Origin of the sequence: Xylanibacter ruminicola Ga6B6, assembly GCF_000687715.1 — a bacterium.
In the GTDB taxonomy this organism is placed as follows: Bacteria; Bacteroidota; Bacteroidia; order Bacteroidales; family Bacteroidaceae; genus Prevotella; species Prevotella ruminicola_B.
On the sequence record NZ_JHXD01000015.1, the window covers coordinates 29,244 to 55,714 of the forward strand.

Consider the following 26,471-nt stretch of genomic DNA (forward strand, 5'->3'; position numbering starts at 1 on the left):
GCCTCAACAAATTGAAGCAGGGTGTTTTTTATTTGCATTACGCTTGGATAAACGCAACCTTTCTACGATTATCCTTCGGTCTCACTGCAAAATGTACCCAGATGGCACCATAGCGATTCTTGGACGAGCCAAGCGGCAAAGCCGAGCGCTTTTCTATCAGCAGTTCATCATAGTCCTGTGCTGATTCATTGGCGTAGGCTATGAGGATGGCTGCATAACAGATGGCCTGCTCCATACCATTGGTGCGGATATCCGCCGCACAGCCCGTTAAGTGATTGCTAGTAGGGGCTCCACCAACCTTCCGATTCAATTGCGGCGATCGATAACCTGAGTTTATCACGATTGGATGACCTATCTTATTTCGCAATACTTCTAACCACTCACACAATCGCTTTAGGTTCGCAATCGCCTCATGACTAGGAATGTTATACACTTCAGGATATTTGCTCCTGGTGAACTCCCCCAGCGTGAAGCGAGGCGATAAGCGAGCGCAATCAAGCTTGCTTGAATTGCCGAGCGTAGCCTCACTCGGCGAAGCCAAGTGCTGGGAGAGGTTTGCTTTACTGTTTAACTGTACTATCTGTTCCATTTTCGTAATGTTAGTTTGTTAGGATGTTAGGACGTTAGATCATGAGCAGACCGGTTTTACGATAGCGCACCTTGGCGCAACCATCTTCAACATAGTCTTCTGCCTTTTCTATCAGTCGGTCCTTGGTTAGTCGGCTGATACGCATATAGGCTGTAGCAGCACTCTTAAGCTGGAAGCAACGCACCACATCATCGGTTGTAAACACATCGGGCAAGCGTTCGAAACCTTCGTAGGTTTTCTGACGACGCTGAACGTTTACGCTGGCATCCTTCAGTTTGTTGTCGAAATAGGCTTCGGCCATCGCACCAAAGTAGTATCGCTGGCAGGCATACTGTATGTTTACTATCAGTTCGGCCAATCGCCAATCGATTTCGTCCGTTTCGAATGTACCACACCAGTAGTTGCCTTCCTGATGCAGATCGCCCCAGTGGCGCATCACAATAAACGGAGCCGAGAAGTTCAAGCCATGGTAGGCACAACGCTTTAGCAGCATCTCGTCGGCTTTGCTGTCGTTCTCTTCAGCATCGGCCATGCGACGGGCTGTCCAGTCGTAGAGTTCATCCACCAGCTTCTGTACTGAGAGTTCGCCCTTGGTACGGTCCAGTTTCTTAGCCCATTCCTTCAAGCGGTTGTCGCTGTCGTAATCCACATTACTTTCGCGACTCATCATCTTAAAGTTGGTGGCTGGCAGTGGCACACAGGTTAAGCGGGTGGCCAATCCTGAGCCAAAGTTCTGCTCGTTCACCTTCTTTTTAAGCGCGATGGGCGTACCAGTGTAGATGTAGTTCCAGGTAACGAAGAAATCCTGCAGGATAGAGTCGTTGTTAGAGTATGCCTGTCCATCCTCCTCGTTATGGAATGCCTTCAGCTCCAGACTCATCTTGTCAATCCAGCTACCACCCTTCTGCACGCAGATGGTGTTATCCAGCTCCGTATCAAAGGTGAGCATGTGCAGCTGCATGGGCTCGCCATCCACCTCCTCTACCGAGTTCACCATGTCCTGTATAAACTGGGCATTACTGGTTCGTGCTGGGTGTACACGTACAATCACTTTAGGCTTCTTAGGCTTCTCCTTGTTGGCACCCTTGGTGCGCATCTGTTCACGATAGGCATTAATAGCCTCCTTACCTACTTTATCAGCCTCGATGATAGGTGCTGCCAGCAGCTTAAACAAGCGAGTGGCAAAGCTCTTACCACTGGCAGGATCGCCAATTATCAGCGTTGAATTATTCAATCGTCGCAATTCCTCTGGACGATGGTAAAAGCGATACGTGCATCGTGTCATCAGCGTCATCAACAGGCCGCCTGCTACAAACAGGGCCGCTGGGTACTGATTGTGCTTCAAGCCCTTGCACACATCCTTCAAGGCTGGATAATACTCGCTCAGGGCCTCAATCTCTTCACCCCATTCCCACAGCATCTGAGCCATGGTATCATCCTTCAGCACCGCCGCCGTTGACGCTTTCGTGCCCTTCGTAATCTCCTGGTACGTCTTACCCGTGACCTCCTGGATAGCCTCAAGCATGGGCTTACTGGGCAGCTGATTAAGGAATTTCTTCTCCTTATCGCGTTTGTGCTCAACGGCACTCGATATGGTGTTCTCCACCCTTTCGCCCTCGCTGATGAGTTCCTGTACCCACGTCTGCTTTTCGAGCACTCGCTGCACATCAACCCTATCGCCGTCGAGTAGTGTGAGCAGATCAGAGGCCAACTTGAGGCTTTCGTTATGTCGGTTTCTATCCTCTCGGCATGGCAGCTTATCGCCATAGCGCTTATCAATAATACACTGTACATCATATCCACGCCACATTACAGGTTCGTTACTATGCTCGATGGGAGTTGATGTTTCTGGAAGATTCGCACTCTCGCTCTGTGAGCGACCGTCTCGATATAGAGCAGTATATCGCTCAGCATACTCTTGGTTCTCATAACTAAACAGTTCTTTATCAATAAATAAAATATCGGTATATTTGCAAATGTAACTCATTCTCGACGAGTCTTTGCAGGCCTCATCCACAACCACCTCGTCGCCCAGCAGTTTGGCCATAGCGTGCTGATTATCAATCAGGTTGCCCCAATCCAGTCGGGCCTTGAACACAATCTTCAATCCCTTTCCACTGGGTGTAATATACACGAGCACAATGCCCAATGCCTTCAGGTCGAGGCCTTTATCTATCCAGCCCTGATACAGGGTTAACGGGTTCTCGATATGGTCGAGATCCATCACCACCAGGCCCGTTAAGCGGGTGGCTGCCTGTTTGCGCCAGGCACCTACTCTACCTTTGGCCGATGCAGTTTCGTCGAAAGTAGCCTGGAAGATGAATGCAGGCAGTTTGCGTTTCAACGCCGCATCGCCCGTTTCGCGATACATATCGATATTCTCGTTCCACTTGGTGGCCTTAACAAGAGCCCAGAACTGAGCCTCATCTACCGGCAAGGTGGGATTACTAAAGTTTTTCTGATAGCAAAACATAATTCTCAATTTTCAATTATCACTTTCGAATAAAGCCTTAGCAGAATTCGGTTATCTCACGTTCTATCATAGCATTCTTGGCGTCGCGATGGTGATCGTCCATCAGCCCCATCACTGCTGCAGCACCCAATTCTTTGGGGAAACTGCCATACACCTTGATACGCTGTATACTCTCCTTAACCCAGCCCCATGGCAACTTTTTTACCAGGCGGTCGTTCGCGCAATTACGCGACTTACGCTTATAGGCATTAAATGTTATCACTCCCGTAAACTTGTCACGATGTAGTGAACCCTCTACGCGCTTTCCTTCAACGAGGCGCACAAGAACCTCTTCGTCTATAGCAATATATTTTTTCATAACTTGTCGAATTGATGAGTGAAGGGTTGTGTTAGAATTTGGCCATTTTCACTACGTAGACTTCCTCCACCACACTTCGACTCGGTTATTTACTTACCTTTTTTAGATGTTGCCTTTCGCTATTTCCCTTGCAGCCTGTTTCTTGTATTCCTTCAAGGCATCATAATAGTTATCACGTATAGCCTCCTCCAGATTCACACCATCAAACTTGGCGTTAACCGTTACACATGCCAACATGTTGGTCAGAATAGCTACCAGCACAGCCTGATCCCAAGGGTTACGGATGTCGAGCTTATCGGCTATAGCTGTAAACTCATCACCCCAAGTCTGTACATCATTAGCAAACTGCTTTTCAATCTCGTCGGTGCCGCTAAACATGCGCACCATCTTTTCAATCTTTGTCATTTTCTTCATAACTTTACTTTTTTATTTGATTAGTACTATTTGCGTTCCTTTCAGGCGAACCACGGCTCCCTTTTGCAAGCCTGCATTGCGCAGACCGTCGTTCATTTCCCACTCAGAGCATACCGATTTCCTTTCTACCATCTGCCCCGTCTTAGTGCACTGCCTTGTACCATCATTCTGGCTTTCCTTATGCTTGCACGATGCGCAGCATTTGTTCACCTTGATGTGATAGGCATTAACTATCTGTTCCATTAGGCCATACCTCCTTCCATTTCGTCGTTAATCCATGCGTAACACGTTTCCAATACGTAATCAGCCGATGGGCATCCCGTCATCCGTATCACATCGTCGCACACATAGTCAACCATATCCATTGCCAGTTCTTGTTGCATCTGGCTGCTGAACCCTAACAGCTGTTGGTTAAGCATAAACAGCAACGGTTGGCTTAACTTGTTCTCCAGTTGGCACATCACGCTCTCGGCATCATGCTCCAAACACTGTACTCTCATCAGGTCTTCATCTTCGAAGATGAACTGACCGCCTTTTCTCTTTTCAAAAATACTTTGTCTTACCATAACTTTTAATTTTAAATTTGCGTCGTTTTTTCCTTTCGACGATGCAAAGTTCGCAATAAAAATTCACCCCACGATGGCTTTATTTTCTATCGTCCGACGTATCGTCCGACCTTCTTAGAATTCGTCCGACAAACCGTCCGACTTATTGTTTTGAGCCCTCATAAAGGCACTCAAAAATCGCTTTACCAAGTTCTTTCTGCGTAGTGCCTCACTGGCTTTGGGGCTATCGGTAAACGTCCAGTCGGGGTACTTGCCTTTCACCTTAGCTATGGTATCGTAGATGGTGGTGCGACCAGGCAGATTATCAAAATCCGATTGGTGCATATAGTCGATAAAATCTTTGGGGGTATAGAAAAAGGGCAATCCTTTTACCACGCTCTCGTTCATGGCCACCATCAGGTAAGCATAGTCGCAGGGATTTTTAAAGGCCAGGGCCTGGCGCATTTCGCGTATGGCCGATGCCACATAGGTATCAATGGTAAGTTTCTTGTCGCCAGTGCCACAAACATTCAGCACCTCTACCATCGGGCACAGATCAACCATACCCATAAACTTCTCAAAAGCTGCGTCGTCGATACGCAATACTACTTGTTTCATCTTTTTCCAAGTGTTTTGTGAGAAGAGCATGATTGCTGCAGCTTTTCACCTCAGAGGACTCCCACCCCACTCGGATTAAACATAAAATTCTTATCGACGGCAAAGGTACGGCTATTAAAACAAAAAAAGCCCCTATATAGGGGCTATAATAGGGGCTATAGTAGGGACTATATAGGGGATACCGCGGGGTATTAGTGGTTCTTTATTCGAGACCGTAATCATCGTAACAATATATAGAGTCCAACCAATACTTAAGATAACTCAGCGGCAGACTATGCTCATCGTCGAGTTCCATGTCGAGATTGTGTCTCTCTGCAATAGGCAGAGCAATTTTCAGCATATCGTTTACGAATAGTTCACAATCCTCGCGACTCTTTCGGCCATCATAAAAGTTTTCACGCACAGGCTTAATCTTCTGCCAAATCTCCTTAGTTGCAGCCAAATACATCTTATTGTAGTTGTGGGTAATCTCACCCCAGAGCGAGTCTATCAGTCCAATCTCTTCGATACTAAGCCCGCGTTCTTTACCTTCTTTCATTTTCAAAGGTTTTCCGTAAAAAATCGTTAAATTGCACTATTTTAGTGCACTTTTCTGTTATTTTATGCACTGCCATAGTGCATTTTTATTATATTTGCAGCAAAATATATAAGGATTATGGATATTTCGCTTATTGAATTTATGGAGAGTCAGTTGAAGTTAACCACTTCAACATTCCATCGGTATATGTACGATCAGGTGAGTTGGGAGTCGAGAATGTTTGGACTTGTTGGGCCACGTGGTGTGGGAAAGTCAACAATGATCCTACAATACATCAAAGAGAACAGAGACAAGCGACACATGCTATATGTAGCCGCCGACCATCTGTATTTCTCAACCCACACACTTATCGACACAGTAGATGAGTTTGTAAAAGACGGTGGTGAGCAGATATTCATCGACGAGATTCATAAATACGAGAACTGGTCGCGAGAATTGAAACTCATCTATGACTCTCATCCTGACTTGAAGGTTGGATTCACAGGCTCATCAATACTTGATATCACAAAGGGAGCATCCGACCTTAGCCGACGTACGCTGATATTCACTATGCAGGGACTTTCGTTCAGAGAATATCTGGCGTTGTTTCATAACATAACCGCCCCAGTATATACCATCAACGATATTCTGGAGCATAAAGCGAAACTTGATGCCGTTAACCACCCACTGCCCCTGTTTAGGGATTATCTAAAAAACGGCTACTACCCATTTGCATACGAAGGGGGCTACGAAATGCGTTTGCGTCAGGTTATTAACCAAACAATGGAGGTAGACATCCCCCAATATGCGAATATGAACGCATCAACAGGCCGAAAACTAAAGAAATTGCTGGCCGTTATTGCACAGAGCGTACCCTTTAAGCCTGTCATGGAGTCGTTGGCCACTGTTATTGGTGTAAGTCGCAATTTGTTACCCGACTACTTCCTTTACATGGAACAGGCTGGTATGATAGGACAACTGCGTGACGATACTGGCGGTATACGTGGCTTAGGAAAGGTGGAGAAAGTATATCTTGACAACACGAACCTGGCCTATGTACTTGGACATGAGAGTACCGACATTGGCAACATCCGCGAGACTTTCTTCTACAATCAGATGCGTGTCACTACTGATGTCATCAGTTCGCGTATCAGTGATTTCGAAATAGACGGCAAGACCTTTGAGGTGGGCGGAAAGAGCAAGAAGCAGAAACAGATACAAAATGTAGCCCAAGGCTACGTAGTAAAAGACGATATCGAAACAGGCCATGCCAACATCATCCCCCTTTGGCAGTTTGGACTAACGTATTAGCAATCCACCTAACCATCTAACCACCTAACAAACTAACATTTGGTATTTTGTTAGGTAGTAACTAACGTGCTTATTAGAATATATATTATATTATTATATATTATAATATATAATAATATAATATATATTTATAGTTAGTATTGGTGGATGATTGGATAATAGAGAAATCGTAATGTTAGAACGTTAGGACGTTAGGTGCTCGAGAAATGGTAAATCTATGTAGAAATAAATTAAAAATAAAACGAATAAACGCTTGTATATATGCTGAATTTTTCGTACCTTTGCATTGTCAAATTGAGAGAGTAAGAGCAGCGGCATTAAGGCTAAAAATTGCGAGAATTAAATCTAGAAATTGCGCGCATTAATAGTAACAATTGAAAGTACTAATAGCTGTTGAAACCTGCACTCCAAGGCGACAAAGCGAGATTATTGAAAATATTAAACATTAAACATTAACCATTAAAATTTTAGAAGTATGGCGATTAAAGTAATTGCTCAGCGCCGAGAGCTTAAAATCGGCAACAAACCAGGTAAGCGTTTCATTATGCGCCCCGACCTGTATAGTGCAATAGCAGAGAAGAAGGTGTTTCGCGACGCAGCCACTCGCAGTGGTATCTCTGCAGGTGTAATTAAGGCAGCTTGGGATGCTGCAGGTGAAGTAATCCGTACGTGGGCCACCGAGGGCCACTCAGTGCCTCTGCCAGGACTGGGTACCATGCGATTCGGAGTTCGCAGTAAGGCTGTTGAGGAGCTGGAGGACGTGAAGACAGGATTGATTACCACCCGTCGTATCGTGTTCACACCCAGCGTAGATGTAAAGGACGAGCTGAAGAATACGGCCATCCAGATTACCTGCCTGGACGAGGACGGTAATGTGCTGAAGCGTGTGACCAGCGGTGACAGCGGCGATATCGAGGATCCCGACCAGCCATCGAACGGTGGCGGTAATCAGAACCAGGGCGGTAACACTGGAGGCAACACAGGCGGCAATCAGCCAAGCAACCCAGGTAGCGGCGGTAGCGACATGAACTAACGGAAAGGAGGTGAATTATGAGTAAGAAGGAAACATTGAAGTTCATCGTGCAGATGATTGCAAGTATCGCAACGGCGATAGTGACGGCACTGGGCGCTACCAGCTGCATGGGAGTGTAGAACATTAAAAAAGCCCTGGGTTATAGCAACTCAGGGCTTTAATGTATATAAACTTCACTTCTCCGTTTCGGTTACGAAGCAGGCCACGAGGCCGTAGGTGATGGTGGGACGAATTGTTATTCTACTAATTCGAAATGTTGATAGTCCTTACACGTGGTCCAGTCGCCACCCCACTCGAAACCGGCCTCGATGAAGAGCTTGAAGCAGAGATCGTCGTGGTCTATCTTGTAGGGGAAGTCCCAGTCGCGATTGCAATAGGCCTCTGCCGTGGCGGGCTGGACAAACAATGTGCCATCCTCGCGCACCTTATAATAGGGGTTGTAGAGCGTATTGATGTCGATGGCCAAACCGCGGGCATGCTTCGACAGATTGGTAGAGCCAGCGATACTTCGATAACAGAAACACGACGAGTTGTTGTCGCGCATCTGCGTCTCGTCGTCGGCATCATACACATCGGGCAACAGCATGCGCTGGATGGGATATTTGGCATCGAACAGCTTTCGCAGGATACCAGCCACGCAGTCGGCTATCTGCTTGTTGCACACCATCTCGCCCACGTGCATACGGTTGTCGTAGTCCCAATGCAGAGCGCGTACATGGCGCAGGTCATCGCGACCGATATAGGGGTTCTCCTTGTAGGTTTTGCCCTGCATGCGCTCCCAAACGTCGTCGGGTATCGGTTCTGCAGCAAAACACTTGTCGATACCACCGTAGGCTTCTACAGCCTCAGCACTTACGATTTTACCGGCCTGCCACTTGGTTAGCGGCGCGACATTGGTCAAAGCACGATTATCACTATTACCACACGACACCAACGTGCCTGCACCGCATATTGTTAGGATGGCGGCAAGCATCCATTTACTCATTCTCTTCATGATCAGATTGTTTATAAGTTATTATTATCAGTACTGCTCTTCGTGGTCGTAGGTAGATGGGATGTGGCGGATGAGCTTGTGGGCGGCAGCCTGGGCCATGGCCTCGTAGGCACGCTCGCTGGGGTGCAGGTGGTCGCCACTATCGAAACCGTCGGCAAAGGCCTTGGGATTGGTGGCACAGCGCACGGCGGCATCGAAATCGATACAGCCATCGAACACAGGCGAGGTGCGTAACCACTCATTAAACTCCTGTCGCATGGCGTCGCGCTTCTCGTTATAGGTACGCCAGCCGTAGATGGGCAGCAGCGTGCCGCTCCACACCTTGAGGCCCATAGCCTTGGCGGGCTTTACGTAGATATCCTCTACACCGCGCTGCATCTCCTCGACGGTAGGCAGGTCGCTCCAGGGACGGAAGGGGTTGACATCTTCGCCCACAGGGTGGATGATATCGTTGATGCCGTGCTGGATAATCACATCGCTGGCACCGGCCACACGCATCTCGATGGGGAAACGGGTGGCACCTTTCAAACCGTAAGCCTGATAGGTGATGCAGTCGTACTGGCGCAGGATACGGGTACCGCTAACGGCGCGGCGGATGATGGCCACGTTGGTGCCAAAGGCGAGCTGAGCCAGATAATCGGGCCATGACTGGGCGGTGATAGAGTCGCCATAGCACACTACGGCGTGGTTATCGGGCGATGTGAGCACATCGATGGTGTTGAGGAAATAGAACCAGTTGGTGTGGCGGGTAAGGTCGAGGGGCAGCTCGTCGGCCTCGGCAAAATCGCCATAGGCATAGAAACCTTTCGACAGAGGACCGGTGATGAGTGTGCCGCTATTCATCTGGGTGTAATCGGCCAGATACATGCTTACATCCACGGTATCGCCACGATGTACGGCGTAGCTGATGGCATCGCTCTCAACTTCGTTACCAGGCTGCAGCGTAACGCTGATGGCACCACCAAAGGTAATGGGGGTGTGACCTACAAACACCTTGGTGAGGGTTACGGGTTCGGTGCCGGTGAGATTGGAGAAACGGAAACGCAAGGCGCTGCCGGCAAACGGCATGCGTACTGGATAACGCAAGGTAAGATTCTTGGCATATACGGCCTCGCGACGGTCGGTAATCGAGGTGGCATTACCCCAACAGGCCACCCACTTTAAATCGGTATTATTCATATCAGTATGATTTGTAATCACTTAACCAAGCTTCGACATAAAACGCTCGCGATCGACTACGAATCGCAGATGGGTGCCCTCGCCTATCAGCACATCGCCCGAATAAGCAGCTATCTTAAACTCAATCTTCTTGCCATCTACCTTCACCACCTCGGCAGTAGCGGTAACTGTGTCGCCCACCTTTGAAGGTTTGAGGTGCGACGAGGCAATATGTCCGCCAACGGTAGTACAGCCCTCGGGCAGCTCATCGGCCACAGCCAGCATAGCCGCATTCTCCATCAACGCCATCATAGCGGGGGTGGCCAGCACAGCCATATCGCCCGAACCTATCTTTACGGCGGTAACATCGTCGGTTACCACCAGAGTACTTGTATGTTTTAATCCTACTTGTAACATGACTACTAAACTTTTGTTAATCTTTGGTGCAAAAGTAGTAAAATTACATTAGAATAGTGTATCTTTGCAGTCCATTTTAATAAGAATTGTGAATTAGACTTAGAAGGAAACTACAAACATGAGTAAAATTGAAAGAGAAAAGCAGACCGTAAGAAAGATGATTGAGCTGTATTGTCGCCATCATCTGCATCAGGATACAATGACAGAAGAATACCAGCATCTGGCCGACTATGCGTGCCAGCGACTGGACCACTGCCGATTCGGCGAGAAGAAAACGGTGTGCAAACGATGCCCCATACACTGCTACGCCCCACAGGAGCGCGAAGCCATACGTAAGGTGATGCGCTGGACGGGCCCCAGAATGATGATATACGCACCCAAAGCAGCTATCATACACACCTATTATATGTTGAAAAGAAATTAAGGATTTATGGCAAAGGTTCTTTTAATTTGATGCCACCCACCACCAGGTTCTGATTTCAGTTTCCAAGCCATAATTAATACCCGAGGGTTTCGCCTACCAATACTACTACATGGCGGCCTTGGGGTGAGTTACGGAGAAAATGAACGTAGCTGCAGATACACTCCGGCGAGTTGCAGTTATGGCACACGCCATCCGTATGGCAAGGCGTATGAATATCGAAACGGGCCGCATTGATGGGCGATGCCGTGCTACGCGCCCTTGCGAGGGCAGCCTCTACATTCTGAGCCACTTTATTCAGACCGATAACGAAGATTACCTTCTTAGGTCCCCAGGTGATGGCAGCCACACGGTTTCCGTTGCCATCGATATTCACGATAACACCGTCTTCCGAGATAGCGTTGGCACTCGACAGGTAAACATCGGCCGAAAAAGCCTTGAGATAAACGGATTGTTTCTCTTCAGGCGTTTCTGCCAGGTCGCGGTCTAGCACCTCCAGTGTGCCACGATCTTTCAGATATTGCGGGATACCCAGGTCGCGTACTGTCATCGTACCGCCCCAAGTCACACTGCTGCCGTCGGCGATAAGGTCAGAAACTTTCTTCACGGCCTCTTCTGCCGTCGCACAATAGAAACCCTCTATGTGGCGACGCTTCAGATTTTTGATAATCGTCTGAGCCAGGAGCTCATTTCTTTGCTTTTGTGGTGTCATAACTTAAATCTTTATATCAAAACATACTGATTTCATGGCAAAGATACATTTTTCTCCACGTTTTTTCGTACTTTTGCACCCAAGTTTACGATACTTTAAGATAAGAATATGGTACAGCAAATTGAGATAACTCTGAATCCAAAACGTCGTGGATTCCATTTGGTAACGAGCGAGATTGTAAGTCAGTTGCCGAAACTGCCGAAGACGGGCATTGTGAGAACCTCGGTACCTGGCAGGGCATCTACTTCTGCGAGTACAGAAATTACGGTGGTGCCAGAGATTTGGTAGTAACAATTATCGGAGAGTGAATTGCTAAATGTATAAGATAATGCAATGAAACAATTAGAACCGATACTGCATAAGAAAACGTTTCAGGAGCTGACCACGGATGAGCTGTACGAATTACTTAGAGTGCGTAGCGAGGTATTCGTGGTTGAACAGAACTGCGTTTATCAGGATTTGGACGGAGATGATCAGGCATCCATTCACTTGTGGCTGACAGTAGCCGACAAGGTTGTAGCTTTGGCTCGTGTATGTCCTGCTGGTACCCACATGAAGGAGATTTCTATTGGCAGAGTCATTACCACCGTGCGTGATAAAGGCTATGGCAAACAAATCATGCTCCATGCCATTGGTGCAGCCATAGAGCATTTCGGCGCAACACTTATAGATATTGAAGCACAGGAGTATGCCAAAGGATTCTATGAAAGCGTTGGATTCAAGCAGTCGTCCGACACCTTCATGCTTGATGGAATACCTCACATCAAAATGACTTGGACTAAAGATGACGATTAATCTTTTTCTTGAGATAACATGTACGACATATTGAGGCTATATGGGGGACTTAGAATCAGATGCCTGTGGCGGATGATTAGGGAGCTGAAACTCGCGGCTGTTCCCGCCCTGTTGCTCCTTATGTTATTGGGAGTGATAACATGGAAAGAATTGGGGACGGCTCCCGTCTATTATAGCGTGCTGGTTGATGTAACCCTGCTATTGGCCTGGCACCTCACGCGCAGCGATAGCGTGTTTCTCTGCTCCATCTTTTGCGAAAGACGTACGAAGATGTTGTTCTTCGCGGAATACACGCTTCTGTCCGCCCCTTTCCTGTGTTTCTTCCTCTATCGTAGCGCACCTTGGGCTGTAGCCATCGTTCTACTGGCATTGGTGATCGTGTGCTTCTTGCCTTGCGGAGGCATCTCCTTGCGCCTGCCCACATGCCCGTGTCTGGCCTCCGGCAGTTACGAATATCATCGGGCAGCGCGCCTCACGCTCCCCCTACTCTTGCCACTCATGGCGGCAGGAGCCATTGGTGCCTACATCGGCAACCGCCATCTGGTCATCGGTGTCAGTATGATAGCCGTTTCTGTCTTCAGCATGTTGATGATGCGCGAGTGGCATATGGAGTATCTGTTTCATTACAAGAGTGCTGCGAGGTTTCTCCGGCTGAAATTGCTGTTTGCCCTGAGAAATGCGTGCATCATCTTTCTGCCTTTTATCGTATGTCTGCTACTTGTTGCCCCCAGTTGGTCGCAGTTGCTTTTAGGCGAATCCTACTGCCTTGGTGCAAGTCTTCTGCTGTTTCAAGTAGAGATGCTTTGCTTCGTAAGCGGCGGAACCAACAGTGGCAACGATCTCATATCAGCCCTTGTGTATGTGGCCTTGAATGTCATTTTCTGCGTGTCGGCACTGGTGCCACAGGCCTTAGTGCTCTCCGTCATCGTGTCCGTCATGCTGGCCTATCATGCCTATTTAGTAATCAAGAAATATAAATGATGATTGAAATCAGGAACTTAACAAAGAAATATCGTGAGCTCACGGTCATCGACAACTTCTGCCACTCGTTTGATGGCGGCAAGGTGTATGGCATCATGGGCGAGAACGGCGCAGGCAAGAGCACGCTGTTCAGATGTATTGCCGGAATCGAGTCGTACGACGGTTCAGTCGTCGTCAACGAAAACAAGCAGATTGGTTACATGAACGATACGCCCTTCTACTACTCTTACGTCACAGGCATGGAACACATCGAGTTCTGTCTGCGTGCCAAGGGTAAGACCATCAGCCGAGACGAGATTGAGCAGTTGAATGAGAAGTTCGCCCTGCCGCTCCAGAGATACGCCAGCAGATACTCCTTAGGCATGAAAAAGCGCCTGATGCTGCTGACGTTGATGCTGCAGGACAACGACATCGTCATCATGGACGAACCCTTCAACGGCATCGATCTTGCCGGAACAATCATCCTAAGACAGTGGCTCAAGGACCTAAAGGCCCAGGGCCGTTGCGTCATCCTTTCCTCACATATCGTTGCTGCCATCGCTGACATCTGCGACGAGATGACCTACATCCACCAGGGAAAGGCCGTCTGCGACTTCTCAGGTATGTCAGCAGCATCTATCGAGCAATATATCATGGAAGAATTCCTATCATCGATTTGTACATACACAGCCGGCATTCGTTCAGAGCTTTCGACGCTTTGAACAGAATGCTTATGTGCATCAATTTTGTGTACGAGCAGTCGGTGTAGATTAAACCTTCCCCCTACCATCTCCCTTGCTTGCACCTTCCGACAACCTTGTCAGAAAGGTAACCAATATCATATCTTTTGAAAGATTTATTCTGCTTCAGCACTACTTTATTTTTGAGTTCATGGCAAGAACATGCCAACTGCCATCGTCGTGTCGGTCCACATAGCCTTTTTTTCTGAATCCCTCAATCTGCTTTTGTACAGCTGAACGGTTTACTGATATGCGTTCTGCCATTTCTGAGAAGGAAATATTGGGTTTGTCATACATGAGCTTAAGCAACAAACTACCATTCTCGCTTCTGAAGTTAATTTTCTGTCCATCGTACCACCATGTATCCTTATCAGCATTCTTTACGATATCTATCTCGCATTGCATCTCCTCACATACTGTCTTACGAAAGAAAGCGAGAAATGAAGTAATCTTGCCTATTGTGGCATGAGCGCCATCTGATGGCACTTTGCCAATTTTCTGGTCAGAGCGATGTAATGCCTCTAAGTATTCAGCTTTTTTGCGATTACGGATGACAATCATAGGCCAATCATGGCGGGCCATGATGTAGTTCACCATCAATCGGGCAATGCGTCCGTTACCATCTTCAAATGGATGAATACGGATATAGCGGTAATGAAACAAAGCAGCCAATTCTACAGGCGATAACTCGCCCTCTTGCTCTGCAGAATTATACCAATCCACAAGGTCTCCCATCAGCGAGGCTGTTTCTTCGGGCGATGCATACTCAAAGCGATCTCCATATCGAGTAATAACACTGTTGGGACGTGTCTTATATTGTCCAGCATGAACAGTGTAGCTTGTCTGTCCACCTCCAGGAAGCTCTCGATATACGGTATAATCCTCGCGCAGAAGTACCTTCTGTAACTGACGGATAAAATTCTGTGTCAGTGGCATGTTTCTATCACGTACTGCTTCCATTACCATCTCTACACTTACCTGACTGGCTTTCATATCTACAAAGTCCTTCAGGTTTCCTTCACCGCTCACCTTGCCAAACATCAAAAGTAACTCCGTCTGCCCATAGGTTAGCGTGTTGCCCTCGATGTGGTTACTGTTGTAGTTATACTCTGTTGTAAACTTGTTACGCAACAACTCTGCATGCGCTTCCGAAAGTGGGAAGAGCGACTTCCAGTCTTTATAGATTTCTTCTACCTTCATGATCATACCACCTTTTTAAGTGGGTTACGTACCACCTTTTCAGGAATATTTTTGTGCATTTACTCTGCGTACCACCTTTTTAAGTGGGTTACGTACCACCTTTTCACGTATTGGCTACAAAGATAGTAGTTTCCTGGAAAACAACAAAACATTTTGCAAAAAATTTAATGTTTTATTAAAATAAAACCATTTTTGCATGACTATCTCCCCCAGAAATCGCTCGTTATGTATAAAAACAGATCTGATATATCCAAAAACTGTCCACACCAAGTTAATAAACAACAAAATTGTTAAATGTGGGTCTGTATTATGTTTAGATAAAGAAAATTTATTTTCTATAAATCAAAAATTCTCTATATGCCTCGAAAGAGGACTTGCGAGAAATCTCAGAAATGAGGTTTCTCGTTTTGTTTATGAAATGACAGGTTCGAGATAACTCGCCTTATTTCTTCCAAGCATTTACAACTTCACCGATATACATAGAGTGGATGCCTGCAGGAAAGTTAGCATACATCTTCTTGGGCGCATCACTCTTGAAATACTGAGGGTCAAAGGGGGCAGCATACATAATCTTGCACTCTATCACCATTGCAGCCTCTGTATAGTAAGGCGTTCCGTTGGCAGTATAGGCCGTATGAAGCCCAAGAGCCTGAGCCTTGTCACCGTCGCGGCCACTCTTAGAACCCATGCTCTTCCTGTGCAAATGCAGGAGTCACTGCCATCAGCAAAATGGCTGTAAATGCTGAGATAATAGTACTTTTCTTCATAAACTATCCTAATTTTTGGAGCAGCGAGAGCCAATTGAGCTTGCTCAGTATTGGCCGAGTCGCGACAAAATTCAACTTTTGTTAATTGTGAGGGCAAAAATACGAATTAAATCCTGAAAAATACTATCTTTGCCGTAGCTTTTAATATGCTTTGTGATTATGATTGACCAGATTATTGAATTCAACAAGACATTTGTGGCTCAGAAGGGCTACGAGAAGTATCTGACTGACAAGTACCCAGACAAGAAGCTGGCGGTACTGTCATGTATGGATACCCGACTGACAGAATTGCTCCCTGCGGCCCTCGGTCTGAAGAACGGTGATGCGAAGATTATCAAGAATGCAGGAGGCCTGGTTATCTCAGCTTTCGACTCTGCCATGCGCAGTTTGATTGTTGCCATCTATGAACTGGGCGTGGAGGAAATCATGGTCGTGGCTCACTCGCATTGTGGAGCCTGCCATATGAGCTATGACCATTTCCATCACGAGATGATTGCCCGTGGCGTGACAGATGAAACGCTCGACACCATCCGTAAGTGTGGGATAGACCTCAATCAGTGGTTGGAAGGTTTTAAAGACACACCTACCTCTGTTCGTAAGACAGTTGATACTATCAAGACTCATCCGCTTGTGCCAAAGGATATTGTGGTTCGCGGGTTTATCATTGATTCAGAAACTGGAGCATTGGAGGAAAAATAACATACAACAAAGAATTAAATAGAACGTTATGTTAGAACACATTGCAGTATTTACCGCTTGGCCAATACTCACTGGTATTTTCATCGGCTACATTGCCAACCGCATTATGAGCGGTGAGGGCAAAGGATGCTGCATGAACTTCGTCATAGGCATCGTTGGCAGTTATGTAGGAACATTCATCAGCCATCTGCTGAACATAGAACTACTTGGCAAAGGTTATCTCACCAATTTCGTATTCTGCGTTGTTGGTGCCGTAACATTTTTGTGGATTTGGAAGAAACTGTTTGATTGAGTATGATAACCATCGATACGATAAACATGTGCTCGCACCTGCAAAAGAAGCTGTTCGAAAAGGATGGCCAATATCATTCTCTATGGATAGCCATGCAGGATGAAGTAGTGAGTTGTGGAAAATGGACTTTGCTGCTGACGAAGCAGGAAAACTTCCTCCAGATCTAAAACGCGGAGTTCTATCAGAAGACGGCATTTGGAACCTGCTCGCAGACTATCGTGATATTCATAAGAAGAATCAATGAATAAAGACGAAAAGCGACTGCTACAAAGGAAACGCCTGATGGACAATAAAGTCTATCAGACAATGAACGATATCACTCGTTACATGGATCGCTATTATCTTGACGCCATAATTGGAATCATTCCTGGATGGGGCGATATCATAACAATTTTCTGCGCAGTGCCTTTTATCTACTTCTCAACGCGCGTTATCAAAAGTATGCCGCTTACTCTTGCCATTATCAACAATGCACTCCGTGATGTGCTATTGGGTATGATACCATTCTTTGTTGGCGACATTATTGATGTTTTCCACCGCGCCAATACTAAGAACATGGCGATGATTCAAGGGTTTGTAGACGGTAACGAGACCGTAATAAAGGAAGTGAATCAAAAAGCTATACAATCATACGTAGTACTTATCATCCTACTAATACTCATTGCACTTATGATATGGGCTTTAGTAAGTTTCGGTAGTTACTTGTATTCACTAATCAACTAATAGTCAAGTATTTAGAATTAAATTAAAATTTTACTCAGTGGAGTGAGTAATTTTACTCAGTGCAAATAAACTACACTTTTCAATGAGTTTTAGCACCCAAAAACTACACTTTTCAATAAAAATCCCCATACAAAATTACAAACAACCGAACCAAACTTTCACAAACGACCGAACAAAATCACCACAAACAACCGAAAAATCAAAAAAAATTTGGACAATTCAATATAAATCTGTAACTTTGCGCACAAAATCAACAACGAATAAAATGATGGATAATATGTATAAACCAAGAATTGTTGACAGACTTTTGGCTCGCAAGCTGGCAGGTAAGGGTGCAGTGTTAATTGAAGGACCAAAATGGTGCGGCAAGACAACGACAGCGCGCCAGCAAGCTAAGAGTCTGCTTGATTTAGGAGACACAGAAGTTTTAAAACAGAGCAAGCAGATGATGGAAATCAGTTCAAAGACGCTCCTTCAAGGCGAAACACCCAGACTGATTGACGAATGGCAGACGATAACAGAACTATGGGATACCATCAGAAATGAAGTGGATAAGCGAAATGCGTTTTCTCAATTCATCCTGACGGGTTCTACAGTTGCACCACAGGCTGAAGATACTGTTCATAGCGGCACGGGACGTATTGGCAGAGTCAAGATGCGCCCGATGAGCCTATATGAGTCTGGCGATTCTACGGGTAGCGTCAGTCTGGCAAAACTCTTTGATGGCGAGACATTCGAACCACAACCAAATAGCATCGATTTGGAACGTATAGCTTTTCTGACATGCCGTGGTGGCTGGCCACAAGCAACGCTACTCGAAGGTGATATTGCACTGGATCAGGCCTTTGGCTATGTTGATGACATAGCAGAAAGAGATATACAACGAGTAGATGGTGTAAAACGCAGCCCAGAACGTACGCGTCTGTTGCTTCGTTCTTATGCCCGTAATATTTCTCAGCAAGTGCCCTATAGTACCATTAAGGCCGATATGCTATCAAACGACGCAAAAACACTTGACGAGGATACCGTCGCTGACTATATCAAGGCTCTAAGAAAGCTTTTTGTGATTGAAGACCTCGATGCATGGAATCCTAACATCCGCAGTAAGGCTGCGATTCGTACTAGCGATACTCGTCATTTCGTTGACCCAAGCATTGGTACGGCATCATTAGGTTTAGGTCCAAAAGACCTGATAAACGATTTGGACTCATTTGGTCTTATCTTCGAAGATATGGCTGTACGCGACCTACGTGTATTTGCTGAAACACTTGATGGGAAGCTCTATCATTATCGCGACAGTTCAGGGCTTGAGTGCGACACCGTGCTACATCGCCGTAATGGAACATATGGACTGATAGAGGTAAAACTTGGCGGCGAAAAGCTGATAAACGATGGTGCTGATGCATTGAATACGCTTGCAAACACCATTGATACAACGAAAATGAAAAAGCCTTCATTTAAGATGGTTCTTACAGCAGTTGGGCCTTATGCATACCAAAGGCCAGACGGCATATTTGTGGTTCCCATTGGTTGTTTAAAAGATTAATATAAACAAGACAAACAAAAAATCCCCGCCAAGGTAAAACTTGACGGGGTTCTTTTTTATAGTGATTGAAGGGATTACTCTTCAACAGCAGCCTGGGCGGCAGCGAGGCGGGCGATGGGCACGCGGAATGGAGAGCAGCTAGCGTAGTTCATGCCAATCTTAGCGCAGAACTTAACTGAGCTGGGCTCACCACCATGCTCACCACAGATACCGCAACGCAGGTCAGGACGAACCTCACGACCCTCCTTAACGGCGAACTTGATGAGACGGCCAACACCCTTCTGGTCGAGAACCTGGAATGGGTCAACCTTCAGAATCTTCTTATCGAGGTAAACAGGCAGGAACGATGCGATATCGTCGCGGCTGTAACCGAAGGTCATCTGAGTAAGGTCGTTGGTACCGAATGAGAAGTACTGAGCCTCTGAAGCGATCAGATCGGCTGTGAGGGCAGCACGTGGAATCTCAATCATTGTACCAATCTCGAACTCAACCTCGATACCATACTCAGCGAATACCTCCTTAGCGGCATACTGGATAACCTCCTTCTGCTGCTTGAGCTCGTTGATAGTACCAATCAGAGGAACCATGATCTCAGGCATTGGGTTCTTACCCTCCTTCTTCAGCTCGCAAGCTGCAGAGAGGATAGCCTTTGTCTGCATAGCGGTAATCTCAGGGAATGTGATACCCAGACGGCAACCACGGTGACCCAGCATTGGATTGTTCTCAGCGAGTGAGTCAACACGGCGCTGAATCTCCTCCAGGCTTACGCCCATCTCCTTAGCCATGGTCTGCTGACCAGCCAGATCGTGGGGAACGAACTCGTGGAGAGGGGGATCGAGCAGACGGATGTTAACGGGCAGACCGTCCATAGCCTCGAGAATACCTTTGAAGTCGGCCTTCTGGTAAGGCAGCAGCTTAGCAAGAGCCTTCTCACGTCCGGCAACGCTGTCGGCCAGAATCATCTCACGCATAGCAACGATCTTCTGATCCTCGAAGAACATGTGCTCGGTACGTGTAAGACCGATACCCTTAGCACCGAAAGCGCGAGCTACCTGTGCATCGTGTGGAGTATCAGCATTGGTACGAACCTGCAGCTTGGTGTACTTGTCGCAGAGGTCCATCAGCTCCTTGAAGTCGCCAGAAAGCTCGGCAGCCTTGGTTGGAACCTCGCCAGCATATACCTGACCAGTTGTACCGTTCAGAGAGATGAAGTCGCCCTCCTTATATACAACACCGTCGATCTCAACGGTCTTATCCTTATAGCTTACATTCAGAGCACCTACACCTGATACGCAGCACTTACCCATACCACGAGCCACAACGGCAGCGTGAGATGTCATACCACCACGAGCGGTGAGGATACCCTCGGCAGCAGCCATACCAGCCAGATCCTCAGGAGAGGTCTCGATACGTACGAGTACTACCTTGTGGCCATTCTCGTGCCACTCCTTAGCGTCGTCAGCGTGGAATACAATCTGACCGCAAGCAGCACCTGGAGAAGCGGGCAGACCCTGTGCAATTACCTTAGCAGCAGAGAGAGCCTTCTTATCGAATACGGGGTGCAACAGCTCGTCGAGCTTCTGAGGCTCGCAGCGCTGGATGGCAGTCTTCTCGTCGATCATACCCTCGTGGAGCAGGTCGATAGCAATCTTAACCATAGCAGCACCTGTACGCTTACCGTTACGTGTCTGGAGGAACCAGAGCTTGCCCTCCTGTACGGTGAACTCCATATCCTGCATATCGTGATAGTGGTGCTCCAGCTTGTCCTGGATACCATTCAGCTCGGCATAGATCTCAGGCATAGCCTCCTCCATTGAAGGATACTTGGCTACGCGCTCCTCCTCAGAGATACCAGCGCGCTCAGCCCAACGCTGAGAACCAATCTTGGTAATCTGCTGTGGTGTGCGGATACCGGCAACCACGTCCTCACCCTGAGCGTTAACCAGATACTCACCGTTGAACAGGTTTTCACCGTTAGCAGCATCGCGGCTGAAGCATACACCAGTAGCTGATGTATCGCCCATGTTACCGAATACCATTGCCATTACTGATACGGCTGTACCCCACTCGTCGGGGATTCCTTCCATCTTACGATACAGGATAGCGCGCTCGTTCATCCATGAACGGAACACAGCGCAGATAGCACCCCAGAGCTGCTCGATAGGATCGTTGGGGAAGTCCTTACCAGTGCGCTCCTTGATGGCAGCCTTGAACAGCTGAACCAGCTTCTTCAGGTCCTCAACAGAGAGGTCCTTATCCAGAACAACACCGCTCTCCTTCTTAACCATTTCGATAATCTCCTCGAATGGATCGATATCAGTTTTATTTACGGGCTTCATCTCGAGTACAACATCGCCGTACATCTGTACGAAACGACGATAAGAGTCGTACACGAAGTGAGGATTGTTTGTCTTCTTAGCCATACCTTCGGCAACCTCGTCGTTCAAACCAAGGTTCAGGATGGTGTCCATCATACCAGGCATTGAGGCACGGGCACCAGAACGAACAGATACCAGCAGAGGATTCTGGGCATCGCCGAACTTACAGTTCATCAAATCTTCAATGTGCTTCACGGCAGCCATCACGTCGTCGTTCAGAAGCTCCATGATCTTCTGCTGACCAACCTGATAGTACTCATTACAACAATCTGTGGTGATTGTGAAACCTGGAGGAACGGGAACACCAATATGGTTCATCTCGGCAAGGTTAGCACCCTTACCACCAAGTTCCTCACGCATCTTTGCGTTTCCTTCGGCCTTTCCATTACCGAAGAGGTAAACTCTTTTCTGACTCATACGTAATATTTATTTTTGTTGATGATAAATTATTTTTGATTAGATTCTGCAAAGATATTAAAATTCCATCAAATACACAAGAAAAAAAAACAAAAATTGCAAACTCGACCTTACATTTTTGTTTTTTTGGCACGGAATACGCATATAAACACCATTTTTTGATAAATATTTTGTAACTTTGCAGCCAAATTAAGAAAGATTATGGCAAGAAACAAGAAACCATTACCGCTCCTTGAGGGCGTGGTGATTGAAGCTGTGGCTGCCGAGGGCAAATGTTTGTTCCACTGGAACGATCTGGTGGTGTTTGTGCCTTTCTGTGTGCCTGGCGACGTGTGCGATGTACAGATTCGCCGCAAAAAACACTCCTTTGCCGAGGGCGAGGTTGTTAGATTTATAGAATTAAGTAAGGTACGCGCGACCCCCTTCTGCGCCCACTTCGGTGTGTGCGGTGGTTGCAAATGGCAGAACCTGCCTTACGAAGAGCAGCTTAAGTTTAAGCAGCAGCAGGTGTACGACCAGCTGCACCGCATTGGCAAGATAGAGTTGCCCGAGTTTATGCCTATCCTAGGAAGCGTACACACTCAGGCGTATCGTAACAAACTTGATTTCGGATGCGCCAACAAGCGCTATCTGACTAAGGAACAGATTCAGACACTACCCAACGACGAGAGTCAAAGCTTGAAGGACGTACCCGCTATCGGATTCCACATCACAGGTGCTTTCGACAAAATACTGCCTATCGAGAAATGCTGGTTGATGGACAATCTACAGAACGAGATCCGTAACGAGGCACGCGACTATGCGATGGCTAACGGTTTATCGTTCTTTGACCTGCGTGCCCAGGTAGGACTGCTGCGCGATATCATCATCCGCAACAGCGCCAGTGGCGAGTGGATGGTTATCTTCCAGTTCCACTACGACCGCACCTCGACCGAGGCGCTGGCCCAAAGCGAGGAACAGGCCAAGGGACTGCTGCAGCACATCGCCGACAAATTCCCACAGATAACCTCGCTGATGTATCTAGACAACCAGAAGTGCAACGATACCATCGGCGACCAGGAGATATTGGTATTCAAGGGGATCGACCACATTTACGAGTTGATGGAGGACCTGAAGTTCAAGGTTGGCCCAAAGAGTTTCTACCAGACCAACACCGAGCAGGCCTACCACCTGTACTCGGTTGCCCGAAATTTTGCCGGTCTTACCGGCAACGAGCTGGTTTACGACCTCTATACCGGTACAGGCACCATTGCCAACTTTGTAGCCAAGAAGGCACGCAAGGTGATAGGTATCGAGTATGTGCCCGAAGCTATCGAGGATGCCAAGATCAACTCTGAAGTAAACAAGATTGGCAACACACTGTTCTATGCAGGCGACATGAAGGATATTCTGACAGAAGAATTCATTGCCGAGCACGGACGTCCGGATGTGATTATTACCGACCCACCACGTGCCGGTATGCACCCCGATGTGGTAAAAACTATTCTTGGAGCAGCACCAAAGCGCATTGTTTACGTAAGTTGCAACCCTGCCACTCAGGCTCGCGATTTGCACGATCTCGACGTAGATTACCGCGTGGCAGCTGTTCAACCCGTTGATATGTTCCCCCACACACCACACGTTGAGAACGTGGTGCTGCTGGAGCGCAGATAAAATAATTTGGGGCAAATACTTGGAAGTTTCAATATTTTTTCATATATTTGCCCCAAGTTTAACTAAAAACATTTTGACGAGCAACTACATTACTAATTTTTAAACTCATATTAAAATGAAAAAGGTATTTTGGATGATGGCGCTTATGGCGTCGATGACAATCACAGCTAACGCCGAAAATCTGGTTGAAGCAAGTGATAATCTGGAGCCCTTATCAGATGCTGACGTAGCACTTCTTAACTCTATGGAGGCTACACAGCAGAAGGCTACCATCGAGGTACCCGCCTGGGTAAACAACATCAAATTCAGCGGCTACGGCATGCTGCAGTATCAGGCCGAAGACAAGGATAATGCGCACAGCAATACATTTAATCTGCGTCTGGCCCGTTTCATCTTAGATGGTAAGATTGGCGATTTCGACTGGCGTGCCCAGATTCAGGGCACCAACGCTACCGGTCCTGGTCAGCCTACCGTACAGCTTGTCGACCTCTATGCTGAGTGGCGTAAGTATCCCGAGTTCAAGATTCGTGCAGGTCAGTTCAAGCGTGCCTTCACTTACGAGAACCCCACCCATCCCATCACACAGGGATGGCGTAGCTATGCCGACGTAATCAATAAGCTCTCTGCTTTTGGTGACCGTACTGGTGAGAAGTCGTCGGGTGGTCGTGATATCGGTATCCAGTTCTCGGGTGATCTGTTCCCCAACGCCAATGGTCGCCGTGTATTCCACTATCAGCTGGGTATCTACAACGGTGAAGGTGTGAACCAGAAGGATATGGACAACCGTAAGGATATCATCGGTGGTGCATGGATTATGCCTATTAAGGGCTTGCGCATCGGTGCCTTCGGATGGACAGGTAGCCGTGGTGGCATGCTGGATCCCAATACTGGCAAGACCATCAGCATTAAGAAAAACCGTTATGCCCTTTCAGCTGAGTACGACCTGAACGATTACACCTTCCGCGCTGAGTATATCCACAGCCAGGGTTGGGGTGCAAAGTCGCCTGGTAACAACGTACGCGAGATTGACTACAGCAAGGGTGATAAGGCCGATGGTTGGTACGTATTTGGTATCGTGCCCCTGGTTAAGAGCAAGCTCTACGCTAAGGCTCGTTATCAGACCTACCGTAATCAGAAGGAATGGGCCACATCAGTCAATCAGGTTGAGTGCGGTTTGAACTATCGCTTCACAAAGAATCTCGAGCTGCATGCTGAGTATTCACGCGTAAACGATCGTTCGTTGGCTAAGCACAACTACAACTTGTTCGACATGGAGCTCGACTTCAGATTCTGAAGCGCATAAAGAGCACTCGCCACAATAGCCACCATTTCTACCAACCAGTAGACCATGCCATCCAGAAAGATGGTGCAGGCATAGGCGAGGAAGCCAAACAAAAGCAATACGATTGCATATCGATATACGGCTGCCGACATACGGTAGCCGTATTTTTTATAGGCATAACCATTAATCATCAAGCACTCGAAAACATGAGCCAGCGTGATGGCAATACCAGTACCCAGCAAGCCCCAATACTGATAGCCTAACACTATCAACAGTACAAAAAACACAAAATAAGCAGTCTCGAGCATCAGATAAGTCATCGAATAACCACGGGCCAACGTAATGTAAGCCACAGGCATTGTGAGCACCTTGAAAAACATGGCCAATGCTGCCACCTGCGCCATAGGCACTACGGGTGCAAACTCGCTGGTGAAAAGATAAGGAATGAGTATCGGCAACAAAGCGATGAGGGCTGTAAGCATAGGCGCAACTATCAGCAGCGACACCTCCATCTGGCGATTCACCGTAAGGTTGGTTGCCGCTATATCATGGTTAACAGCCGAGAGGCGCGGATAATAATCGGTATCCATTGCCGAGAACACCATACCGGCATAGGTAATGGTAAGCATATAGCCGGCATTATACAAGCCTAGCACTTCCAAATCGCCCACCACATTCAGGTACGAGCGCACAAACATCTCGGCCCCGCTACCCACAATGCCTGCCAACGTAAACGCCACACCCAAGCGAACCATCTCCATACCCTCACCCAGAATGCCTCGCGTGCCTCGTAGCTGCAACGGGAAGATGCGCCACGAGAACCATAACGTGGCACACATGGTAACGAATGCCATCAGCACTATTACCGGTACGATACCAGCCTGGCCGAACATATAATAAATGGGTATAGTAATGGCTAACGACGCCAAGGCGGCAACGATTTGCACCAAAGCCAAGGCCCCCAGCTTTCGCACACTTTTCAGAATAGCTGTTTCGCCACCCGTAACAGCCAGCATACCAATGGCAGGCGCCAACAGTACAAAATGCAAGGTGTGATTGCCCCACGAGAAGGTGGCATTACTGAAAAACGGACCTAAAACCACACATATCAGCATGCCCAGCAAAGCGGTAAGCAAGCACCAGCCACGCACCACTTTTACATAGTGGGCGGTGTGCTCAGTATCGCCAGCATCGTAGTATTCCGATATATGGCGCACCGCACTCATGGCAATACCTAAGTTGGTGGCCTGCGATATAAGCTGAACCGTGGTATTAAAGAGCGACACCAAGCCCATGCCACCAGGACCTAGAAGCATGGCCACGAATTTATTGCGCACAAGACCTATCAACACATTCAGGCCTTGCACCCCGCCAAATACACCCGTGTATTTCAGCACGTGACTATAACTCTCGTCGCGCTCTTCGTTCATAATTCCTTAAAAACAAACGCAAAAGTAAG

31 protein-coding genes and 1 pseudogene are annotated in these 26,471 nt (G+C 47.4%); 16 read left to right on the plus strand and 16 right to left on the minus strand.

Features of this window, described 5'->3' with window-relative positions; translation table 11 throughout:
• Positions 1-37 precede the first annotated feature (37 nt).
• From T500_RS16430 to T500_RS0109805, 8 genes are all read right to left on the minus strand, one after another.
• Entirely contained in the window at positions 38-589 is a 552-nt protein-coding gene (locus T500_RS16430; RefSeq protein ID WP_051612002.1) for a D-Ala-D-Ala carboxypeptidase family metallohydrolase, read from the minus strand.
• Positions 590-623: 34 nt separating this feature from the next.
• Complete coding sequence (locus T500_RS0109775; RefSeq protein ID WP_028907959.1) at positions 624-3,062, minus strand: BT4734/BF3469 family protein; 2,439 nt, start codon at positions 3,060-3,062, stop codon at positions 624-626.
• Positions 3,063-3,099: 37 nt separating this feature from the next.
• Positions 3,100-3,420: a hypothetical protein gene (locus T500_RS0109780; RefSeq protein WP_028907960.1), complete on the minus strand. Its 321-nt coding sequence runs from the start codon at positions 3,418-3,420 to the stop codon at positions 3,100-3,102.
• Between the two features lie 102 nt (positions 3,421-3,522).
• Complete coding sequence (locus T500_RS0109785) at positions 3,523-3,834, minus strand: hypothetical protein (protein ID WP_036908955.1); 312 nt, start codon at positions 3,832-3,834, stop codon at positions 3,523-3,525.
• Positions 3,835-3,846: 12 nt separating this feature from the next.
• Entirely contained in the window at positions 3,847-4,077 is a 231-nt protein-coding gene (locus tag T500_RS0109790) for a hypothetical protein (RefSeq protein ID WP_028907962.1), read from the minus strand.
• A complete protein-coding gene (locus T500_RS0109795; protein WP_028907963.1) occupies positions 4,077-4,400 on the minus strand; it encodes a hypothetical protein in 324 nt (107 codons plus the stop codon). Before T500_RS0109795 ends, T500_RS0109790 begins: the two co-directional genes overlap by 1 nt.
• Before the next feature lie 114 nt (positions 4,401-4,514).
• On the minus strand, positions 4,515-4,997 hold the full coding sequence (locus T500_RS0109800; RefSeq protein WP_036908956.1) for a hypothetical protein: 483 nt from the start codon (positions 4,995-4,997) through the stop codon (positions 4,515-4,517).
• A 202-nt stretch (positions 4,998-5,199) separates the two neighbouring features.
• Positions 5,200-5,535 (minus strand): hypothetical protein, encoded by a 336-nt coding sequence (locus T500_RS0109805; RefSeq protein WP_028907965.1) that lies wholly within the window; start codon positions 5,533-5,535, stop codon positions 5,200-5,202.
• 117 nt (positions 5,536-5,652) lie between these two features.
• Here T500_RS0109805 and T500_RS0109810 point away from each other — a divergent pair, with 117 nt between their 5' ends.
• From T500_RS0109810 to T500_RS16955, 3 genes are all read left to right on the plus strand, one after another.
• Entirely contained in the window at positions 5,653-6,825 is a 1,173-nt protein-coding gene (locus T500_RS0109810) for an ATP-binding protein (protein ID WP_028907966.1), read from the plus strand.
• A 475-nt stretch (positions 6,826-7,300) separates the two neighbouring features.
• Complete coding sequence (locus tag T500_RS0109815; protein WP_028907967.1) at positions 7,301-7,858, plus strand: DNA-binding protein; 558 nt, start codon at positions 7,301-7,303, stop codon at positions 7,856-7,858.
• 17 nt (positions 7,859-7,875) lie between these two features.
• The gene (locus tag T500_RS16955) at positions 7,876-7,977 is read left to right on the plus strand and encodes a smalltalk protein (RefSeq protein WP_155267502.1); all 102 of its coding nucleotides are present in this window, start codon (positions 7,876-7,878) and stop codon (positions 7,975-7,977) included.
• 116 nt (positions 7,978-8,093) lie between these two features.
• Here T500_RS16955 and T500_RS0109820 read toward each other — a convergent pair whose 3' ends face one another.
• The 3 genes from T500_RS0109820 to T500_RS0109830 are packed head-to-tail and all read right to left on the minus strand — an operon-like array spanning position 8,094 to position 10,427.
• Entirely contained in the window at positions 8,094-8,852 is a 759-nt protein-coding gene (locus tag T500_RS0109820; protein ID WP_230580887.1) for a M15 family metallopeptidase, read from the minus strand.
• A gap of 27 nt (positions 8,853-8,879) precedes the next feature.
• Positions 8,880-10,031 carry a GDSL-type esterase/lipase family protein gene (locus tag T500_RS0109825; RefSeq protein WP_028907969.1) on the minus strand — a complete coding sequence of 384 codons (1,152 nt, stop codon included), beginning with the start codon at positions 10,029-10,031 and terminating at the stop codon, positions 8,880-8,882.
• 21 nt (positions 10,032-10,052) lie between these two features.
• Positions 10,053-10,427 carry a thioesterase family protein gene (locus T500_RS0109830; RefSeq protein ID WP_028907970.1) on the minus strand — a complete coding sequence of 125 codons (375 nt, stop codon included), beginning with the start codon at positions 10,425-10,427 and terminating at the stop codon, positions 10,053-10,055.
• Positions 10,428-10,545: 118 nt separating this feature from the next.
• Here T500_RS0109830 and T500_RS0109835 point away from each other — a divergent pair, with 118 nt between their 5' ends.
• Positions 10,546-10,851 (plus strand): nitrous oxide-stimulated promoter family protein, encoded by a 306-nt coding sequence (locus tag T500_RS0109835; protein WP_028907971.1) that lies wholly within the window; start codon positions 10,546-10,548, stop codon positions 10,849-10,851.
• 73 nt (positions 10,852-10,924) lie between these two features.
• Here the strand turns inward: T500_RS0109835 and T500_RS0109840 are convergent, their stop codons facing one another.
• Entirely contained in the window at positions 10,925-11,560 is a 636-nt protein-coding gene (locus T500_RS0109840) for a lactate utilization protein (RefSeq protein ID WP_013064110.1), read from the minus strand.
• A 108-nt stretch (positions 11,561-11,668) separates the two neighbouring features.
• Between T500_RS0109840 and T500_RS0109845 the strand changes: the two are divergent.
• The 4 genes and pseudogenes from T500_RS0109845 to T500_RS15725 all read left to right on the plus strand — a co-directional run bounded on the left by T500_RS0109845 (position 11,669) and on the right by T500_RS15725 (position 14,037).
• Positions 11,669-11,868: pseudogene (locus T500_RS0109845) on the plus strand (hypothetical protein).
• A gap of 25 nt (positions 11,869-11,893) precedes the next feature.
• Positions 11,894-12,355, plus strand: a complete 462-nt coding sequence (locus T500_RS0109850; RefSeq protein WP_028907973.1) for a GNAT family N-acetyltransferase — start codon at positions 11,894-11,896, stop codon at positions 12,353-12,355.
• Between the two features lie 72 nt (positions 12,356-12,427).
• A complete protein-coding gene (locus tag T500_RS0109855) occupies positions 12,428-13,336 on the plus strand; it encodes a hypothetical protein (RefSeq protein ID WP_036908957.1) in 909 nt (302 codons plus the stop codon).
• Positions 13,336-14,037, plus strand: coding sequence for an ATP-binding cassette domain-containing protein (locus T500_RS15725; protein WP_230580888.1), 702 nt, complete (start codon positions 13,336-13,338; stop codon positions 14,035-14,037). Before T500_RS0109855 ends, T500_RS15725 begins: the two co-directional genes overlap by 1 nt.
• Before the next feature lie 150 nt (positions 14,038-14,187).
• Here the strand turns inward: T500_RS15725 and T500_RS0109865 are convergent, their stop codons facing one another.
• Entirely contained in the window at positions 14,188-15,255 is a 1,068-nt protein-coding gene (locus T500_RS0109865; RefSeq protein WP_028907975.1) for a Fic family protein, read from the minus strand.
• Between the two features lie 442 nt (positions 15,256-15,697).
• A complete protein-coding gene (locus T500_RS15730) occupies positions 15,698-15,943 on the minus strand; it encodes a flavin reductase (RefSeq protein WP_051612004.1) in 246 nt (81 codons plus the stop codon).
• A 238-nt stretch (positions 15,944-16,181) separates the two neighbouring features.
• Here T500_RS15730 and T500_RS0109875 point away from each other — a divergent pair, with 238 nt between their 5' ends.
• The 6 genes from T500_RS0109875 to T500_RS0109895 all read left to right on the plus strand — a co-directional run bounded on the left by T500_RS0109875 (position 16,182) and on the right by T500_RS0109895 (position 19,282).
• Positions 16,182-16,721: a beta-class carbonic anhydrase gene (locus T500_RS0109875; protein ID WP_028907976.1), complete on the plus strand. Its 540-nt coding sequence runs from the start codon at positions 16,182-16,184 to the stop codon at positions 16,719-16,721.
• Positions 16,722-16,749: 28 nt separating this feature from the next.
• A complete protein-coding gene (locus T500_RS0109880) occupies positions 16,750-17,013 on the plus strand; it encodes a GlsB/YeaQ/YmgE family stress response membrane protein (protein WP_028907977.1) in 264 nt (87 codons plus the stop codon).
• A 2-nt stretch (positions 17,014-17,015) separates the two neighbouring features.
• Positions 17,016-17,180 (plus strand): hypothetical protein, encoded by a 165-nt coding sequence (locus tag T500_RS16690; protein ID WP_155267503.1) that lies wholly within the window; start codon positions 17,016-17,018, stop codon positions 17,178-17,180.
• Positions 17,135-17,257, plus strand: coding sequence for a DUF4298 domain-containing protein (locus T500_RS17500; protein ID WP_155267504.1), 123 nt, complete (start codon positions 17,135-17,137; stop codon positions 17,255-17,257). Before T500_RS16690 ends, T500_RS17500 begins: the two co-directional genes overlap by 46 nt.
• Complete coding sequence (locus T500_RS0109890) at positions 17,254-17,736, plus strand: DUF4112 domain-containing protein (protein WP_028907978.1); 483 nt, start codon at positions 17,254-17,256, stop codon at positions 17,734-17,736. Before T500_RS17500 ends, T500_RS0109890 begins: the two co-directional genes overlap by 4 nt.
• A gap of 277 nt (positions 17,737-18,013) precedes the next feature.
• Positions 18,014-19,282: an ATP-binding protein gene (locus tag T500_RS0109895; RefSeq protein ID WP_410543883.1), complete on the plus strand. Its 1,269-nt coding sequence runs from the start codon at positions 18,014-18,016 to the stop codon at positions 19,280-19,282.
• A gap of 74 nt (positions 19,283-19,356) precedes the next feature.
• Here T500_RS0109895 and ppdK read toward each other — a convergent pair whose 3' ends face one another.
• Positions 19,357-22,077: a pyruvate, phosphate dikinase gene (ppdK, locus tag T500_RS0109900; protein ID WP_028907980.1), complete on the minus strand. Its 2,721-nt coding sequence runs from the start codon at positions 22,075-22,077 to the stop codon at positions 19,357-19,359.
• A gap of 201 nt (positions 22,078-22,278) precedes the next feature.
• Here ppdK and rlmD point away from each other — a divergent pair, with 201 nt between their 5' ends.
• The gene (gene rlmD, locus T500_RS0109905; protein ID WP_028907981.1) at positions 22,279-23,730 is read left to right on the plus strand and encodes a 23S rRNA (uracil(1939)-C(5))-methyltransferase RlmD; all 1,452 of its coding nucleotides are present in this window, start codon (positions 22,279-22,281) and stop codon (positions 23,728-23,730) included.
• 115 nt (positions 23,731-23,845) lie between these two features.
• Positions 23,846-25,024 carry a porin gene (locus T500_RS0109910; protein ID WP_013063537.1) on the plus strand — a complete coding sequence of 393 codons (1,179 nt, stop codon included), beginning with the start codon at positions 23,846-23,848 and terminating at the stop codon, positions 25,022-25,024.
• Here T500_RS0109910 and T500_RS0109915 read toward each other — a convergent pair.
• A complete protein-coding gene (locus tag T500_RS0109915; RefSeq protein ID WP_028907983.1) occupies positions 24,985-26,442 on the minus strand; it encodes an oligosaccharide flippase family protein in 1,458 nt (485 codons plus the stop codon). The two genes, T500_RS0109910 and T500_RS0109915, sit on opposite strands and share 40 nt — an antisense overlap.
• Between the last annotated feature and the right edge of the window lie 29 nt (positions 26,443-26,471).

Excerpts from the sequence above, each read along its gene's own strand:
- T500_RS0109775 (WP_028907959.1), bottom strand. The coding sequence starts at position 3,062 with ATGTTTTGCTATCAGAAAAACTTTAGTAATCCCACCTTGCCGGTAGAT.
- T500_RS15730 (WP_051612004.1), bottom strand. The coding sequence starts at position 15,943 with ATGGGTTCTAAGAGTGGCCGCGACGGTGACAAGGCTCAGGCTCTTGGG.
- T500_RS17500 (WP_155267504.1), top strand. The coding sequence starts at position 17,135 with ATGGACTTTGCTGCTGACGAAGCAGGAAAACTTCCTCCAGATCTAAAA.
- T500_RS0109795 (WP_028907963.1), bottom strand. The coding sequence starts at position 4,400 with ATGGTAAGACAAAGTATTTTTGAAAAGAGAAAAGGCGGTCAGTTCATC.
- T500_RS0109825 (WP_028907969.1), bottom strand. The coding sequence starts at position 10,031 with ATGAATAATACCGATTTAAAGTGGGTGGCCTGTTGGGGTAATGCCACC.
- T500_RS0109855 (WP_036908957.1), top strand. The coding sequence starts at position 12,428 with ATGATTAGGGAGCTGAAACTCGCGGCTGTTCCCGCCCTGTTGCTCCTT.
- T500_RS0109895 (WP_410543883.1), top strand. The coding sequence starts at position 18,014 with ATGTATAAACCAAGAATTGTTGACAGACTTTTGGCTCGCAAGCTGGCA.
- T500_RS0109780 (WP_028907960.1), bottom strand. The coding sequence starts at position 3,420 with ATGAAAAAATATATTGCTATAGACGAAGAGGTTCTTGTGCGCCTCGTT.
- T500_RS0109910 (WP_013063537.1), top strand. The coding sequence starts at position 23,846 with ATGAAAAAGGTATTTTGGATGATGGCGCTTATGGCGTCGATGACAATC.
- T500_RS0109835 (WP_028907971.1), top strand. The coding sequence starts at position 10,546 with ATGAGTAAAATTGAAAGAGAAAAGCAGACCGTAAGAAAGATGATTGAG.
- T500_RS15725 (WP_230580888.1), top strand. The coding sequence starts at position 13,336 with ATGATTGAAATCAGGAACTTAACAAAGAAATATCGTGAGCTCACGGTC.
- ppdK (WP_028907980.1), bottom strand. The coding sequence starts at position 22,077 with ATGAGTCAGAAAAGAGTTTACCTCTTCGGTAATGGAAAGGCCGAAGGA.
- T500_RS16690 (WP_155267503.1), top strand. The coding sequence starts at position 17,016 with ATGATAACCATCGATACGATAAACATGTGCTCGCACCTGCAAAAGAAG.
- T500_RS0109890 (WP_028907978.1), top strand. The coding sequence starts at position 17,254 with ATGAATAAAGACGAAAAGCGACTGCTACAAAGGAAACGCCTGATGGAC.
- T500_RS16955 (WP_155267502.1), top strand. The coding sequence starts at position 7,876 with ATGAGTAAGAAGGAAACATTGAAGTTCATCGTGCAGATGATTGCAAGT.
- T500_RS0109815 (WP_028907967.1), top strand. The coding sequence starts at position 7,301 with ATGGCGATTAAAGTAATTGCTCAGCGCCGAGAGCTTAAAATCGGCAAC.
- T500_RS0109805 (WP_028907965.1), bottom strand. The coding sequence starts at position 5,535 with ATGAAAGAAGGTAAAGAACGCGGGCTTAGTATCGAAGAGATTGGACTG.
- T500_RS0109830 (WP_028907970.1), bottom strand. The coding sequence starts at position 10,427 with ATGTTACAAGTAGGATTAAAACATACAAGTACTCTGGTGGTAACCGAC.
- T500_RS0109915 (WP_028907983.1), bottom strand. The coding sequence starts at position 26,442 with ATGAACGAAGAGCGCGACGAGAGTTATAGTCACGTGCTGAAATACACG.
- T500_RS0109820 (WP_230580887.1), bottom strand. The coding sequence starts at position 8,852 with ATGAAGAGAATGAGTAAATGGATGCTTGCCGCCATCCTAACAATATGC.
- T500_RS0109790 (WP_028907962.1), bottom strand. The coding sequence starts at position 4,077 with ATGGAACAGATAGTTAATGCCTATCACATCAAGGTGAACAAATGCTGC.
- rlmD (WP_028907981.1), top strand. The coding sequence starts at position 22,279 with ATGGCAAGAAACAAGAAACCATTACCGCTCCTTGAGGGCGTGGTGATT.
- T500_RS0109810 (WP_028907966.1), top strand. The coding sequence starts at position 5,653 with ATGGATATTTCGCTTATTGAATTTATGGAGAGTCAGTTGAAGTTAACC.
- T500_RS0109850 (WP_028907973.1), top strand. The coding sequence starts at position 11,894 with ATGAAACAATTAGAACCGATACTGCATAAGAAAACGTTTCAGGAGCTG.
- T500_RS0109840 (WP_013064110.1), bottom strand. The coding sequence starts at position 11,560 with ATGACACCACAAAAGCAAAGAAATGAGCTCCTGGCTCAGACGATTATC.
- T500_RS0109875 (WP_028907976.1), top strand. The coding sequence starts at position 16,182 with ATGATTGACCAGATTATTGAATTCAACAAGACATTTGTGGCTCAGAAG.
- T500_RS0109865 (WP_028907975.1), bottom strand. The coding sequence starts at position 15,255 with ATGAAGGTAGAAGAAATCTATAAAGACTGGAAGTCGCTCTTCCCACTT.
- T500_RS0109880 (WP_028907977.1), top strand. The coding sequence starts at position 16,750 with ATGTTAGAACACATTGCAGTATTTACCGCTTGGCCAATACTCACTGGT.
- T500_RS16430 (WP_051612002.1), bottom strand. The coding sequence starts at position 589 with ATGGAACAGATAGTACAGTTAAACAGTAAAGCAAACCTCTCCCAGCAC.
- T500_RS0109800 (WP_036908956.1), bottom strand. The coding sequence starts at position 4,997 with ATGAAACAAGTAGTATTGCGTATCGACGACGCAGCTTTTGAGAAGTTT.
- T500_RS0109785 (WP_036908955.1), bottom strand. The coding sequence starts at position 3,834 with ATGAAGAAAATGACAAAGATTGAAAAGATGGTGCGCATGTTTAGCGGC.